Source organism: Prevotella sp. oral taxon 313 (assembly GCF_003043935.1).
Taxonomy (GTDB): domain Bacteria; phylum Bacteroidota; class Bacteroidia; order Bacteroidales; family Bacteroidaceae; genus Prevotella; species Prevotella jejuni.
The window spans coordinates 180,873-196,441 of the sequence record NZ_PYXE01000002.1 but is presented as its reverse complement, the minus strand read 5'-3'; the positions used below and the strand labels follow the sequence as shown (position 1 = coordinate 196,441).

Below are 15,569 nucleotides of genomic sequence, written 5' to 3'. Positions count from 1 at the left end.
CATTAAATCAGTAACCTCTTCTGCAAAGAGAGGTGCAATCTGGGTTCAGAATTTTGTTAAGAACCATCAGGGTGTTGTTCGTACAGCTTTGATGCTGTTGTTATGTGTGTCAGTAACTTCTGTTATGGCTCAGACATCTGCTGGTTCAGCAGGTACAAAAGCCTTCACCTCCGTTACTGCAGACTTGAAATCTTACGTTCCTCTGGTGCGTAACCTCTGTTATGGTCTTGCAGGTATCGTGGCTATTGCTGGTGCTATCAGTGTTTATATAGCCATGAACAACGAGGAGCAAGACGTGAAGAAGAAGATAATGATGGTGGTTGGTGCCTGTGTCTTCTTGATCGCAGCAGCAACTTATCTCCCACAGTTCTTTGGTTTATAATCAGTCATGAAGCAGGTCGTCCGAGAAAATCCGAGCTATCCAGTTTTTAAGGGACTTCAACGTCCTCTTGAATTTATGATGCTCCGTGGTCGCTATATCTACTGGGGGGCGGGAACCATCCTAGGAGGTATAGTAGGTTTTCTCGGGGGCTACCTGCTTTTCGGGTATGTAGTTGCCCTGGTCATCGCTACCGCCGTACTTTCGTACGGTGGTGTGATGATAATGCTCAAACAGAAAAAGGGTCTTCACTCAAAGAAAGAGTATAAGGGTCTTTATATATTTACTCATTCACGTTGTTATTATAGAAAATGGTGACATTAATTGCAATCTTCTGTTTTTGTTCGATTCTTCTTGGGATGGCTCTTTCAATTCGTCTTTTCGGTACAGGTGGAAAGCGCTCAAGAATTTTCTCCGACATCTACTATAGTATAGAAGATGCAGGTGATTTTGCCGTTGTCTATACAAAGAAAGGTAATTTCTCTGCTGTTATAAAGATGACAAATCCAGTCAGAAAGTATTCAGCAGATATTGATGGTTATTATTCTTATAATACACTCTTCAGCAATATACTTCAGACATTAGGTACTGGTTTTGCTTTACATAAGCAGGATGTTTTTGTACGTCGTCGTTTTGACATGATGAAGGCAGCAGGCAAAGATGTTCATTATGGCTTTCTTACCTCAGCCTACCTTAAATTCTTTTCTGGCCGATTGTATACAGATGTTACAACTTATCTTGTTATTACTCAGAATAATAAGAAGACAGGTTTTTCGGCTTTTGATGATAAAGTATGGCGTGCTTTTAAGACTAAAGTAGCTAAGGTTATGGACCAGCTTCATGATGGTGGCATCAAAGCATCCTTCCTAGGTGTTAATGAGTGTCGTGACTATGCGGATCGTTTCTTTGCAGTCAATTTCCGTGATGATGTCTTTTCTATGACAGATTTCAAAGTTGATAATGAAAGTATCCGTATGGGTGATCGTCATTGTAAAGTGTATAGTCTCTTGGATGTTGATGATGTTGGTCTCCCAAGTGTTCTTCGTCCTTATACAGACCTCCATGTCAACAATACAAGCATGCCAGTAGACCTTCTCAGTGCTCTTGATAGTATTCCTGGTGCAGACACCGTCATATATAATCAAGTTATCTTTATTCCGAACCAAAAATCCGAGTTATCAAGACTTGATAAGGTAAAGAATCGCCATGCTTCACTTCCGAGTCCAGGAAATCAAGTTAGTGTTGAAGATATAAAGAAAGTACAAGAGGTTATTGCACGTGAAGGAAAGCAGCTCGTTTATGCTCATTATAACATGATCGTAGCTGCCCCCGCAACACAAGACTTACAGAAAATTACCAATCATCTAGAGAATATTTTTGATCGTCAAGGCATCCATTTATCTCGTCGTGCCTACAATCAGTTAGAGCTGTTTGTATCATGCTTTCCTGGTAACTGTTTTCAATTAAACAAGGACTATGATCGTTTCCTTACACTAAGTGAAGCTGCTCTTTGTCTTATGTATAAAGAGAGTCAAGTGAAGGGTGATGAGAGTCCATTGAAATGTTGGTACACAGACCGTCAAGGTGTGCCTTTAGTCGTTGATACTACAGGAAAGGAAGGCAAGATAAAGTATACCGATAATAGTAATTTCTTTGTCTTAGGTCCATCTGGTTCTGGTAAAAGTTTCTTCATGAATACTGTTATGAGACAGTATTATGAGCAGAATACAGATTGTGTTATCGTAGATACAGGCGATAGTTACGAAGGACTTTGCAATATCTTTGAAGGAACGTATATTAGTTATAGCAAGGAGCATCCTATCTCCATGAATCCATTCAAAGTCACCGAGGCAGAGTATAACGAAAATTTTAATGAAAAGAAAGGTTTTCTTCGTTCACTTATTTTCCTCATCTTCAAAGGAAAAACGGAACCGTCAATACTCGAAGAAACTATTATCAATCAAACAATCATAGAATACTATCGAGAGTTCTTCACACCATTTGAAGGTTACACCGCAGAGGAGCGTAAAACTATTAGAGATCTACTTCTTTTAGTTGATAAGAAGAATGGAGAATATGAAAAGTATGAGAATGAGTTAGAGAAACTCTACGAAACAGGGAATATAGATGTAGATAGTGATTCGGATGAGATCGAATCAGAACTTCGTCGGCGTGAGGCTAAGCGTAACAGAAATAGGAGATTACGTACCAAACTCCAGAATGTAATAGAAGATGCTGCAGCCACAGCAGGTGAAAAAGAATCCGCAATGACTGCTCTTCAACGCCTTACTCCAGAGGTCGTAGAGGGAAAGTATCTTGCGAGATTAAATAAACGTATTGACCGTATGGAACAACGTCGCAAGAAACTAAGAGTAAAAGAACTCTCTTTCAATAGTTATTACGAGTATGTATTGGAGCGCATACCTCAGATCATGCGTGAACAAAATGTTCTTTTTGACATTGACAACTTCGCAGCTATTCTTAAACCATTCTACAAAGGTGGTGAAATGGAGGTTACCTTGAATAATGATATGGATTCTTCTCTCTTTGACGAAAGGTTTATTGTCTTCGAGATAGATAAGGTGAAGGATGATCCTGTTTTATTCCCTATCATAGTCCTAATTATTATGGACGTATTCACACAGAAGATGCGTATCAAGAAAGGTAGAAAATGTCTTGTAATTGAGGAAGCGTGGAAAGCCATTGCTACTCCAACCATGGCAGAGTATATCAAGTATCTCTATAAGACCGCTCGTAAGCACTGGGCAATGGTGGGTGTTGTCACCCAAGAGATCGAGGATGTCACCTCCAGTGAAATTGTTAAGGAGGCTATTATCAATAACTCTGATGTGTTTATGCTTCTTGACCAGAATAAGTATAAAGAGAAATTTGATAAAATCAAGACAGTCCTTGCGCTTACAGACATAGACTGTAAAAAAATATTCACTATTAATCGTTTAGATAATAAGGGTGATAGGAGTGCTTTCAAAGAAGTATATATCAAGCGTGGCATCACTGGTGATGTTTATGGTGTTGAAGAGCCTCGTGAGTGCTATATGGCATATACGACCGAAAAAGCAGAGAAAGAAGCTTTGAAATTATATAAGCGTATGCTCTCTACTGATTATCAGCACGCTATTGAAGCTTTCTGCCGTGATTGGGAGCGTAGTGGCATTAAGAAATCTCTTGAATTTTCAAAGAAGGTGCTAGCAGAAGGGAAGCCTTTGAACCTCCAGAAGAGCATTACTTCAAATTAGAATATATCATAAAGCAATGAAGCATATAAAGTTACATTTACAGTTTATATTAGTTATGATCTTCATAGTTTTACCTGTGAGGTCTAGCTATGCTGCTTCATGGGTTTCTATCAATTACGATTATAAAACCACTGCAGCTATGGTAGCAGCATTATTTGCAGAAAATGAAACAGAAAAGGCTTCCAATGAGGCACTCAATGAGATACTTGCTAATTACAAGTCAGCAGCTATTGCTTCTACTGGTATATATTTGAAAGAATACATGGAGCATAAGGCTTTGAGTGATCCAACAAGTTATTTTACCTCTTCCAAAGAGTATTTTTATTATAGGCATATTTTCGATACGGCTGTTGGTATAGGTAATAGTGTCAGTAAGTTAGCTCCTTATTTAGTAAAGTCACCAGAAAAGATTTTCTATTGGGGAACATATATGTTCCAGACTTGCGATGAGACGCTTGAACTCTGTAAGCTTTTCCAGTCAGTCTGTACAAATGGCAAACTTGGTTTTGAGGGTATCCGTTTCCGTGAGCTTGCTCCAGATTTAAAGAAGTTTGTTAATCCAATGAAGATGGATTTAAAGAACTATGAGGAAAAGATTAATGATCTTACATCTACGAAAGGTCTTGAAGACCTTGATGAGACGGACTTACAAGCAGCTTTGTATGATGTTGCGCAAGCAGGTGTAAGTATAGCGTCTAGTGGTTGGCATGGTGTTGATGATCTTGCTTTGCAACTTAATCCTAAATCAAGGATAGTAAAAGCATTGAAGATGAAGTACACTGACGCTGTGTACCTCTATGAAGGCTTTAGGGAGACCCGTGAGCAGATGCAGCGACTTACGAACATCAATGAAATAAAGAATACTATTCGTAACCTCATAGAGGTCAATGGGCATGAGGTAGCTGATCGTATATTTCATATAGCAGACTATAACGTGAATACCTATATGGCTGATTACGCAAAAAAAGAGTCAGATGGTTACTTTACACAGCGATATTATATATACAGTGAAGATGCAGGTACAAAGGTTCTTTGTGATTATAATCCAAAGGCCGGTGCAATCGATCATGACGATCCTTCTGATTGGCCAGAGTGGACATATTATGAATCTGATAGTTATAGCACTTTAGGTGGAGCTAATTCTGCAAAACATGCTGTTTCTAATGAAGATAAGGCAAAGGCGCAACAACGTTCAGAAAGCATATCAGGTTGGTCACGTGAGAAAGTACAGACCTATAATAGTACCCATCCTGGTCATTCTGCAACTATCTCTTATATTTTCCATACTGAGCGTCGTACATGGCGTCGTCATCATGGTCATTATTACTTTCGAGATTTTTATGCGTATAGTATTAAGGTCATAGATACATGGAATACAAAAACAGAGGTTTATGATGTTGTTTTCGATAGTCGTACAATGACTAAAGAAGTCTTTGAGGAACAGATGAAGATGAAACTTGCAGAGCTCAATAGTAAAACAGAGGATGAAATATATAAAATTGGTTATGACAGTCCTGTTCCTTACCAGGCAGCCTCTCCATCCGAGCTATCTCAAGCCAGTACTGCTACTTTTACTCTTGATTGTCAATCAGGAGAGAAACTTGCTTCTGCCTCTTTACAATGGAAGGAGAATGGCGACCAAGGTCGTAGTCTTTCCTCTTCATCCATATCTTTTGCAATGGAGACAGAGTTAAACCTATCCTCTTTAAAGAAGGATCTCGATGCAATGGACCGTCTTATAGAAGATAATGCAAAAGAGAAACGTCAAAAGAAACAAGAGATAGATGCTTTAACAATAGAATACAAGAGCTTATTCAACCTTATGCAAGAAGAGTCTCGTCGAGGGAACTACACAAGATATCAAGAGTTACGAAAGAAAATAAAGGAGTTAGACGATAAGATACAAATTCTTAAGACGCAGTACAACGCCCTTGATGAACAGGCTGCCATTTTAAAGGCTAAGCGTGAAGAGCTTAAAGAAGACTATGACGATACGACAGATGGAGGCAATAGACTCCCTGCGATAATGAAGAATTTAGAGTCATCGTTTGGTCTCACTTGGAAAGGCGAAGGGCAGTGGGATACAAGTGATGGTTCTTGTTACCGTTATACTCGTAAAGCCAACTATAAAAATCTTGGTGAGTTAACATTTAAGGCAGAACTTACTCTATATTCTGGTCCACAATATTTTATTGGTATTCGTATTCACAGAGCGAAGTTAAACATTGACTGGAAGCTCACGAATGAGAGCCCTCATTCAGATGTTGTGGAGGTGATGCAGCTTAACAAAGAATGGTCTGATAAAGAAAAGGCTGATAATGTTAATAATCGCCTATCTTACTGGCTCCAGAATAATCCTAATTGCACTTGCAAGGTAGAATACAATAAGGAGGATAAGGATAGTCTTAATGAAATTGATGATGCAGCACATATGCTTTGGGTTAGCGATCGTCTTGCCATAGCAAGTGAGATAGACAGTCGTCTTTCGAAGATTTACTCCGATCTGCAATTTCTTTTAGGATATTATCAGGTGCAAACAAGCATCAAAGATTTCCTAAAGCAGCAGATAATCTCGATAGTATCTGTCAATGCCAAGAGTACTCTTTCTTTAGACTGTCTTGAAAGATGGAGGTCTTGTAATGATAGTACAAAGTATTCCAAGTCAAGAGAGGGAGAGCGTCTTAACATTCATGAGTTAGCCAGTAGACCCATAGTCTCCCCTGCTTCTCAATAAATATAAAATTTAACTGATAATGATATGGTAATGAAAAGAGTGTATTTTTTTATGGCATTCAGTCTTCTTCTCCATTGTTCAGAGGTATCCGCAAAGGGGTATAATTTCGATGTTCTAAGTGTCGAAGCCGTTATAGAAGAAAGCAGGTCAGCAGGTTCTATGAATCTCTCTCGTGCAGCCATTGAGTTTTATAACAGAGGTGTTCACAAAGAGAGCAATGAAAAGGCCATAGACTACGAAAAGGTTGAGAAGTGTTTAGACAAATATCTTCGTTGTTTGGATTATATAGATGTTCTTTACACAGGTGCTTCAACAGTTGGTCAGTTTATGCGGACGTATGGCACTGTCAAGGAGAGCATCAAAGAATATCGCACTTTACTCAAAGAGTATGGAGACTATATAGTTCATACAGGTCGTATCTCAACAGCAGATTCCTATATCATAAGAAACTGCGAGGAGACTATCAGCCAAGCTATAGAGGACTCAAAAGATGTTTATGGTACTCTTATCATGATAGGAACTTTTTGCTCTAGTAAAATTCCTTGTAAAGCTGAGAATTTGCAACTCATTTTAGCAGGTTTGAATCTCAACTTACAGCAGCTTGGTAACAACCTCATGGCAGGTAGCGAGCGACTTAGGTCGTATATGCTTTTACGTACATGGGGGTGGGGTAAAGGTCTTTATAAAGCTCGTCCTACAAGTGAGATTTGTGATGAAGCCCTTTCACGTTGGAAGAACAAGGCTATTAGTATTATGTCAGGGCGTGATACAGAATACGCAAGAGGCAAGGCTAATCCTTTTGCTGCTAGTTACGACAATCATTCTCCTTGGGAGAGCTAATCTCGTTTAGTTATGAATTATAAGAAAATGAATATCCTTTGTGTTTGGATCTCTCGTGGTTCTCTTTTGCTGCTTTTATTATGCGCATCAAGCATTGTGTCAGCAGTTGTTGAGCAGACCTACAATCATGACGAGTCCTTCATGCAGCAGTTTTTAGTATCAGAGACTGGTGCAGGTCATCTTACGCCTAATGTGTTTTATAGGACTCTACATAGTTCATATCAGAAAAAGGCTTATCTATTTAGTAAGGCCCCAGCACGTCTAAAATACATGGTAGACTTAAAGAAAGAAATCGAGTATGCAGAAAGTATTGATTCTATATTTAAGAGAAGGGCTAAGATAGCTGCTCTTGATATGGCAGAGCGCACTCCGCTTGCTGATTTTGTTTGGTATCAAGGAGCAGGTAAGAATATCACTGCAGCTCTTGGTATTATGAAGACTAATATTCAACGTCTATCATCGTTTGGAACGGAGAAGGAGTTTACGGAGTGGCAAAATCAGTATAATCTTCTACAAGGTTCTGTAAACTGTATTCGTCAAGCCTACCTTCCGAACTCAGAACGTCAGCGTGAATATACACGTATATATTCCAAAGCACAGCAGTTAAATGAAGAATTAACATCACGTATAGATTTCCTCTATGCTTACCGAAAGATGCAAGACGCAGAAGCAAATGCACGTCCAATTGAAAACATTGATCACGCAGCCATTGCAGCTCGTGTCTTACTCAAATGGCAAGATAGGTGGAAAAGCAATTAATTAATTAATTAAATATTCGAGATAAATATCTTTGAACATGAACCGCCGAAAGGCATAAAACAAACTATTATGGACTTAAATGAAACCCTCAACCAACTGTCAAGTACGACACTGGGAGCCAATCTTTTTGAAGATGAGATTGACAATGTTGTTTTTGCAACAAACTCCTTTTTGACCGATCCCTCTTTCACAGGTCAGCATGGTCCTTTCTGGTGGATCCTCCAGATGTCTATGGCCCTTGCTGCTCTATTTGCTATTATCATGGCAGCAGGGATGGCCTATAGAATGATGGTGAAAGGAGAAGGATTAGACCCATTGAAGCTGCTTCGTGTACTTGGAGTAGCAGCAGTACTCTCGATGTGGTATCCGAATGTTTCTTTCTCTATTTTAGGAGATAGTGTTTCTGGATTTAGTGTATTAGATGTCCTCGCTTACATTCCTAATATGATAGGTGGATATACAAAGGCACTCTATGATTCCGAAGCCACGCAGGTTAAAGAGACCTACGTGAAACTCCTTCCTCTTGTAGAGAAACGTGATACAATGTCTATCAACACACAAGCTCTGACTGGCGTTGCAGCAAAAGTACTCGATAATACAAATAAAGAGAATGCGCTAAATTCTCACATAGGTACAGAGGCAACTACTAAGGAGCGTATCAATGTAGAGAAAGCTGCTGGTAAGGCAGTCTTTGCAGGAACCGTTGTTGCTTTGGATAAGGTTGTAATGTTCCTTGCCATTCTCCTTTATCGAATAGGGTGGTGGTCTACGATATATTGTCAACAGATACTTCTTGGTATGCTGACTATCTTTGGACCTATCCAATGGGCATTTAGCCTTCTACCGAAATGGGAGGGTGCATGGGCTAAATGGATTACGAGGTATCTCACCGTCCATTTCTATGGTGCAATGTTATTCTTCGTAGGCTTTTATGTTCTCCTACTTTTTGATATAGTACTTTCAATACAGTATGAGAATCTTAAAGCTATCACCAGTGGAGCCTCTGCAGGTCTTTCTGCTTATGTCAATAGTTCTCTTATGACATCAGGATACCTTCTTGTTGCTAGTTGTGTTGCAATAAAGTGTCTTAATCTTGTTCCTGACCTTGCAGCATGGATGATTCCAGAAGGTGATACAGCTTTCTCTACTCGAAACTTTGGAGAAGGTGTGGCAGCAGAAATGCGTTCAGTAGCACAGTCTATCAGTCGTGGTATTACAAGAGGTTTAACAAAGTAATATACTATGCCAGTATTACAGAATTTAGAAAATAAGATAAAGCTATGCCTAACCATTAGTACCCTGGTTATCATTGCCAGTGTTGTTGTTAGCCTTGGCAGTATTGTGATAGCAAGAGGCATGGTAGCAGATGCCAACAAGAAGATTTATGTTCTTGACGGTAATGTTCCTGTCCTTGTTCGTCAGACCGAACAGGATGTCAATCTCAGTATCGAGGCAAAGAGTGATATAGAGTTGTTTCATCACCTCTTTTTCACACTTTCTCCAGACGATAAGTATATTCAATATACGATTAAGAAAGCTCTTTACCTTGTTGATGAGTCAGGTGCAGCACAATATAATGCGCTGAAAGAAAAAGGCTTTTATAATAATGTGATAGGTACGAGTACTGTTTGTAGTATCTTCTGTGACTCTATCAAGTTTGACGAGAAGAGTATGAAATTCATCTACTATGGTCGGCAAAGGATAGAACGCCGTACAAGTATTCTTTATCGTTCTCTTATCACTGCAGGTAAGTTGAAACGTATCCCTCGTTCTCCTAACAATCCTCATGGCCTTCTCATCATCAACTGGAGGACGTTAAAGAACCAAGACATAGAGGAACAAGCAAAAACAGATTTTTAATCAAAAAGAAAATTATTATGGGAATTAAGAAAATCATCATGGGCGAGCCAATGCCTGATAAGAATGATCCAAAATATAAGCAGAAATATGAACGTGATGTAGAGGCAGGTCGCAAATTTGCGAGTGCATCTGGTTTAGGATGGTTAAGTGCGAGGATTACTATCTTTGCACAGGAAAATAAGGAAGCCTTCCTTTTCATTAGCTTTGGTATCGTCATCCTATTATTTTCATTAAATATAATAGGAATGGTTAAGAGTTATCGTGCCAGCCATTCAAACCAGCCAGCCCAGAGTGTTCAGAGAGTTGATTCAGCTATGCGTCGACAGGCATCTCCAAAGCCCTCTGATATTATACGTCACGGTAATCCTCGCCTTTATGGCGAATAAAACCTATTATTATGCAACTATTTAAGAAAGATATACACATAAATTTTCGTCAGCCGAAATATGTCTTCCCTGCCTTTCTCTATCTTCCTCTGTTGCTTGTAGGCTATGCAATAACAAGTATGTTCTCATCTCCAGAGGAGGCAAAGGGTGCTCAGCGGAACGATTATATTCAGAGTGATTTACCTGAGGCAAATATTTCAGCTGATCTCGGAGATAAGGAGTCAAATATAGAAGACCAATATGGTATGATATCTGATTCTACGGCTATGAATAGTGTAGAAAACGATAATGATTCTGTTAATAAGAAACTTGACTATCAGTCACGTTATTCTGGTCGTGATCTTGAACAATTACAGCAGCAGCAGAATGACCAACGAGAGTTACAACAGCTTCGTGCTATGCAGAATCGTGTACAGCGTAATACTTCTGCAGGAGGTGGTGATTTCTCTTCTCCCATCAGTGAGTCCGACATCAAGAGAGTACAGCATAAACGTCGCCAGAATGCTTTGAGTCAGATGGAGGATGATTTGTATGGTGATGACTCAGATGACGCTATGAAAAAGCTTTATGAGTCCTATGGGCTTGATGCAAATGGTAATCCACTTCCAAATAGACCAAGAAAGGGGACTGGCAATGGGTACTCACAAAATGAGGGAGGTCAACCAACATCTTCAATCCAAGATGTAAAGGATAAACCTCTTGCTGTAACAAAGGCTAAAGCAGCTTCGGATTATTTCAATACAATTCGTTCTGGTAAGACACAGTCATCTCTTATTACTGCTATAATTGATGAGAATATAAAAGCAGCAGAAGGAAGTCGTGTACGTCTTCGTCTTCTTGACGATATTGATATAGAAGGTCTTATTGTAAAGAAAGGGACATATATCTATGCTATTATGGGAGGCTTTGGATCTCAGCGAGTCCATGGTACTATACAGAGTATTCTAGTAGGTGATGAGATTGTACACATCAGTCTTTCTATGTATGATACTGATGGACTTGAAGGATTATATATCCCAGAAAGTTCCTTCCGTGAGACATCCAAAGAGATAATGGAATCTGCAACAGAAAATCCAAGTTCTCTAACAAATAGTTACGGCTCATCTCAGAATAATTTGAAGACATGGGGTAATCAAGTAGTTCAAAACGTTTCTCAGAAAGTTATGAACAGTCTCCAGCGTAGGATTAGAAAGAACCGTGTTCTTTTGAAATACGGTACACGTGTCTATCTAATCAACTCTTCTGCGGATTCTGGTAATAACACTCGTAATCGCCGTGGACTTCAACAATCAGATTTCACAAGTGATAAATAGATAAATACATATATTCAAGTATAAGAATTTACGTATATATAACAATTCAAAAATTAAACAATGGATATTTTTAAGTTCTTCAATATAGGTCGCAAGGCTGCTCTATTTGCAGCAGCATTGTTTTCCACTTCTACCTTTGCACAAAAGACCTGCATGGATGTAGAAAAGATAACTGTTAATGAAAACGTCACAACGATCATTACAGCCTCCGAGCCTATCCAGCTTGTTGATATCTCAACAGATAAAGTGGCTGGTGCTAATCCTTTAGATAATGTTGTTACTGTTAAGCCTAAGCAAGGTGGTTATAAGGATGGTGATGTCCTTGCCATAGTAACAGTTATTACAGAACGTTATCGTGTACAGTATTCCCTAGTTTATACGACCCATGTAGACGAAGCTGTGTCAGACAAAGAAGTAGAACTTATTGAGCGTAACGCCTTTCACAATCCGGCTATCAGCATGTCAACATCAGATATGGTCGGTTATGCCATGAAGGTTTGGAATAGCCCAGCTCATTATCGTAACGTTTCAACACGTAAAGATAAATTAAAGATGCGTCTTAACAACATTTATGTGGTAGGTGACTATTTCTTTATTGATTTTTCAGTAGAGAATAAGACCAATTTACAGTTTGACATTGACGAACTTCGCATTAAGCTGCAGGATAAAAAGATAGAGAAGGCAACAAATGTACAGACTATTGAATTACGTCCAGCCTTAGTTCTAGATCGTTCTACGAGTTTCAAGAAAGGTTATCGTAATGTCGTTGTCCTTAAAAAGATGACATTCCCTAATGACAAAGTACTTACATTAGAGTTGTCGGAGAAGCAAATTAGTGGCCGTACTATATCATTGGATCTTGATTATGAGGATATTCTCAGTGCCGACTCATTCAGTTCCATCTTACTTACTGGTAAATAATAAGAAATCACTTATGAAAAGAAATACAAGCTTTGGATGGAAATGGAAGGGAGTTTACCTTCTTATTTCTCTTTTCTTTCTCTGTTCATTTCCAAAAACTCTACATGCTCAAACAAATGCTAACCACCTTTTAGCAGGTGGTGGCATTTCCTATAGGAATGGTGTAGATGCAACTATAGGTTTTGAACACACCACTTCTTATCATAACGCATGGGAGTATTTTGCAAATGGTTATGTTCAATATGGGAAGGACTCAGAAACAGGAACGATTACTAATCGTAGTTTTTTTCACAACTACCATACTTGGATGTTTGGTGTAGCTTATAAGCCATGTGTCATTAGAGGTCGAAACCATCATGGTAATATTCGCATTGGTGGAATGGCAGGCAGTGATACAGAAAAATTTGTAGGCGGTGGTTCTGTAGGATACGAACATTCATATACTCTTCATAATGATTGGGAAGTCTTCTTTCTTGTAAAAGAAGATGTTGTTGCAAGAGGGGAAGATCTTTTCCGTACAGGGTTATCTGTTGGAGTAAAAATTCCTCTAAACTAATAAGGAGTAATAAGATATACTAATATTGTAAGAATTTCTTCAAAAATTATAGCTATGCCAAATCCTATTGAAATACTTGCAAAAGGTGGAAAAGCCCTTTTAAAGAAAGCAGCTGAAAGCAAAGCTGCTGCAGAAGATCTTGCTAAAGATGGAGCGAAAGCAGGGAAGAGTGCATTGCGTTCTTCACGTTCAGCCGCTAAGGATCTGTTAGAAGATTCACATAGTCTTTCTTTCAAACAAAGTGTTCCTCGCTCAGAAGTAAAAGTACCCAAGGTAAAAACCGCTTCTCATTCCGCTGGGAAGCATATAGAAAAGCCCCTTCCTATTGAGCACAGTACAGCGGTTAGAACTAGTAAGGCACAGCCAATAGAGGTAAAATCTGTTAGAAAAGGTAGTGTTTCCACTGCACATAAAACAGAGTCTCTTGCTCACGAAGGTCATAAAACAAGTCCTACTAAGTCGCAGAATCATAGCACAGGGACATCTCATAAAAGTAGCCCAGAAGCTGTTTCTACGCACGAAAAGTCCTCTGCCAATAGAGTCGCTGCAAAGAAAGTCTCTCATTCTGAAACTACAGTCTCAAAAGATTTCTCAACAAAAGAGAAAGCTGTTTCAAAAGCAGCTAAGAAAGCTGAGTCTCATTCTGTTCCAAAAGTAGAAGAACATAAATACTCTGTAAAAGAACCAGTTGTAGAGAAGAAATCAGTAAAGTCATCTTCTTTGCATACAGAGAAAGAGACAGCATCAAAGTTGGAAAAAGAGTCACAGCCAAGTAAATCGTCATCATCTTCTTCTGAAACTAAAAAGAAATCAGTTTCTTCTTTAGAAAATGCAAAAGAAAATGACAGCCTAGTTAATGAGGCAAGGATCGCACGACAAAATGCCGCAAAAGCAGAAGCTCTGTTTGACAAACATGGTACTCACGAGAGTATGATTGCTTGGCGTGAGGCAATGGAAAAGTCTGCAGCCCTTGATGAGAAGGTAATGGCTTTAGGTGAATCTGCTGCTAAAGCGTCTGGCTTGAAGAATGGATCTGCTATTAAGTCAGAAATAGACAATGCTATTGATTCTGCTGTTGAAGCACGTGTTCGTGTAAAGGAATTGAAAGAACAGGTTAAAGAAAACCCGGCATTACAAAAGGAGCTTTTCTCTGCTCTTGATGCAGAAAAATCAGCTACTGAACGTGCTATGAAATATGGTTACTTTACTGAGAAAGAAATTACCAGAGGGTTTAAGTCACGCTTCCCAGATGTCGAAAAGGCTGCCAATGAAACTGTAGTCAAGGGGCAGCCTGTAAACTCAATTCCCAATAGAGGTATCCCTCAAGGGAAGTATTCAGGACTCTCTGAGGAAAATCAAATGAAGATTCTTTCTGAAGAGAATGCTATTGAACGTAGTAAGGTATCTGTGCAAGAGAAAAAGGTTGATGTAGATGCCTCTATCAAACAGGAAGACTCTGCTCTCAAAAAGTTTAAGGCTGAGAATGAGGCAGAACTTGCTAAAGAAAAGCTTGCTATTGAGAAAGAGAAGATAAATGCAGAAGCTGCAGCAAAGCAGGAAGAACATTCTCTTAATAGATTCAAAGCTGAAAACGAAGTAGAAATCAGCAGAGAGAAAAATGCTATTGATAAAGAGAAAGTTCTCTCAGAATCCAAACGTAGTGACCGTGAACTGGGTCTAAAAGAAAGGGAACTTGATCTAAAAGAAAAAGAGATAAAAAATGAAAAGATAAAATCTGGTATTGAGATTGTTAAAAAGCCAATAGGAGTTGTTGCTGCAGTTACAGGAGGATATGTAGGATTAAAGATTGTTGCTCATGATGGTGGCCTAGTTAAACAGGTTGATAACACCTTGAATGGTGTTCAAGAGGCAAAGAAAGGCAAAGATGGGAAGCTTATTGAAGCAGAAACAAATCTTCTAGGTCATACCTCGGAGAATGTGCTTGGCAAAGAGACAACACAGAAAATTGGCACTACGGTTGATGGGTTACAAGGTGCCGCAGGAACAGTTCTTAATGATGGCCAAAAAGTATTTGATTTCACTTTTGATACTGCCAATGGCGTAAAGAATAAGGTTTCTGATGCGGTAGACTATACTGGCAAGAAAGCAACTGATTATCTAGATAATTCTGGTGATTCAAAGTATTATAGTCGTGCAATAGATCCTGCAACAGGACAGCCTGCTGCTGGGCAGTCATCCCCTCACAGTACAGTACAAGAAACTATTGATAATTTAAGAAATGGAAGGATAAATTCTAGTGAGTTAGGGAAACTTGGAGTAGCAGGTATTGCAATGAAAGCTTTTGGAAAGGGAACTTTAGGAATTGCAGGAAAGATTGCTGGTACCGTACTTGGTCTAGATGGTCTCCATGATATGAATGTTCGTAATCGTAATCAAGGAGTTGGACCTGTTACAGGAGGTTACAATCCTTATTATGAAGAAAACCTTGTTGAGTCGATTAAACCTGCTTCACATGATGATTCCTATCACATGAAACGTTAAGCAGATATTATAAGTGTTACCAATGGGACAGTATTAATAAAACTATGCCATCTACTTCAAAA

At 39.0% G+C, this 15,569-nt stretch carries 13 protein-coding genes; all 13 read left to right on the top strand.

Annotated features, from left to right (window positions below; translation table 11 throughout):
- The first annotated feature begins 91 nt into the window (after nucleotides 1-91).
- A complete protein-coding gene (locus AXF23_RS15015; protein ID WP_233251356.1) occupies nucleotides 92-382 on the top strand; it encodes a DUF4134 domain-containing protein in 291 nt (96 codons plus the stop codon).
- Nucleotides 383-388: 6 nt separating this feature from the next.
- Nucleotides 389-697, top strand: a complete 309-nt coding sequence (locus tag AXF23_RS15010) for a DUF4133 domain-containing protein (RefSeq protein WP_107626048.1) — start codon at nucleotides 389-391, stop codon at nucleotides 695-697.
- Nucleotides 691-3,636, top strand: coding sequence for a TraG/VirB4 family ATPase (locus AXF23_RS15005; protein WP_107626047.1), 2,946 nt, complete (start codon nucleotides 691-693; stop codon nucleotides 3,634-3,636). Before AXF23_RS15010 ends, AXF23_RS15005 begins: the two co-directional genes overlap by 7 nt.
- Nucleotides 3,637-3,652: 16 nt before the next feature.
- Nucleotides 3,653-6,370: a hypothetical protein gene (locus AXF23_RS15000; protein ID WP_107626046.1), complete on the top strand. Its 2,718-nt coding sequence runs from the start codon at nucleotides 3,653-3,655 to the stop codon at nucleotides 6,368-6,370.
- Between the two features lie 51 nt (nucleotides 6,371-6,421).
- Nucleotides 6,422-7,210: a hypothetical protein gene (locus AXF23_RS14995; RefSeq protein WP_107626045.1), complete on the top strand. Its 789-nt coding sequence runs from the start codon at nucleotides 6,422-6,424 to the stop codon at nucleotides 7,208-7,210.
- A gap of 12 nt (nucleotides 7,211-7,222) precedes the next feature.
- Entirely contained in the window at nucleotides 7,223-7,969 is a 747-nt protein-coding gene (locus AXF23_RS14990; RefSeq protein ID WP_107626044.1) for a DUF5045 domain-containing protein, read from the top strand.
- Between the two features lie 69 nt (nucleotides 7,970-8,038).
- Nucleotides 8,039-9,205: a hypothetical protein gene (locus tag AXF23_RS14985; RefSeq protein WP_107626043.1), complete on the top strand. Its 1,167-nt coding sequence runs from the start codon at nucleotides 8,039-8,041 to the stop codon at nucleotides 9,203-9,205.
- Between the two features lie 6 nt (nucleotides 9,206-9,211).
- On the top strand, nucleotides 9,212-9,829 hold the full coding sequence (gene traK, locus AXF23_RS14980; protein WP_107626042.1) for a conjugative transposon protein TraK: 618 nt from the start codon (nucleotides 9,212-9,214) through the stop codon (nucleotides 9,827-9,829).
- Nucleotides 9,830-9,846: 17 nt separating this feature from the next.
- Nucleotides 9,847-10,215 carry a hypothetical protein gene (locus AXF23_RS14975; RefSeq protein ID WP_107626041.1) on the top strand — a complete coding sequence of 123 codons (369 nt, stop codon included), beginning with the start codon at nucleotides 9,847-9,849 and terminating at the stop codon, nucleotides 10,213-10,215.
- 11 nt (nucleotides 10,216-10,226) lie between these two features.
- Nucleotides 10,227-11,528: a conjugative transposon protein TraM gene (gene traM, locus AXF23_RS14970; RefSeq protein WP_107626040.1), complete on the top strand. Its 1,302-nt coding sequence runs from the start codon at nucleotides 10,227-10,229 to the stop codon at nucleotides 11,526-11,528.
- Between the two features lie 60 nt (nucleotides 11,529-11,588).
- Entirely contained in the window at nucleotides 11,589-12,449 is an 861-nt protein-coding gene (traN, locus tag AXF23_RS14965) for a conjugative transposon protein TraN (RefSeq protein ID WP_107626039.1), read from the top strand.
- A gap of 13 nt (nucleotides 12,450-12,462) precedes the next feature.
- Nucleotides 12,463-13,005 (top strand): hypothetical protein, encoded by a 543-nt coding sequence (locus AXF23_RS14960; protein WP_107626038.1) that lies wholly within the window; start codon nucleotides 12,463-12,465, stop codon nucleotides 13,003-13,005.
- 54 nt (nucleotides 13,006-13,059) lie between these two features.
- Nucleotides 13,060-15,507 (top strand): hypothetical protein, encoded by a 2,448-nt coding sequence (locus tag AXF23_RS14955; RefSeq protein ID WP_107626037.1) that lies wholly within the window; start codon nucleotides 13,060-13,062, stop codon nucleotides 15,505-15,507.
- The last annotated feature ends 62 nt before the right edge of the window (nucleotides 15,508-15,569 follow it).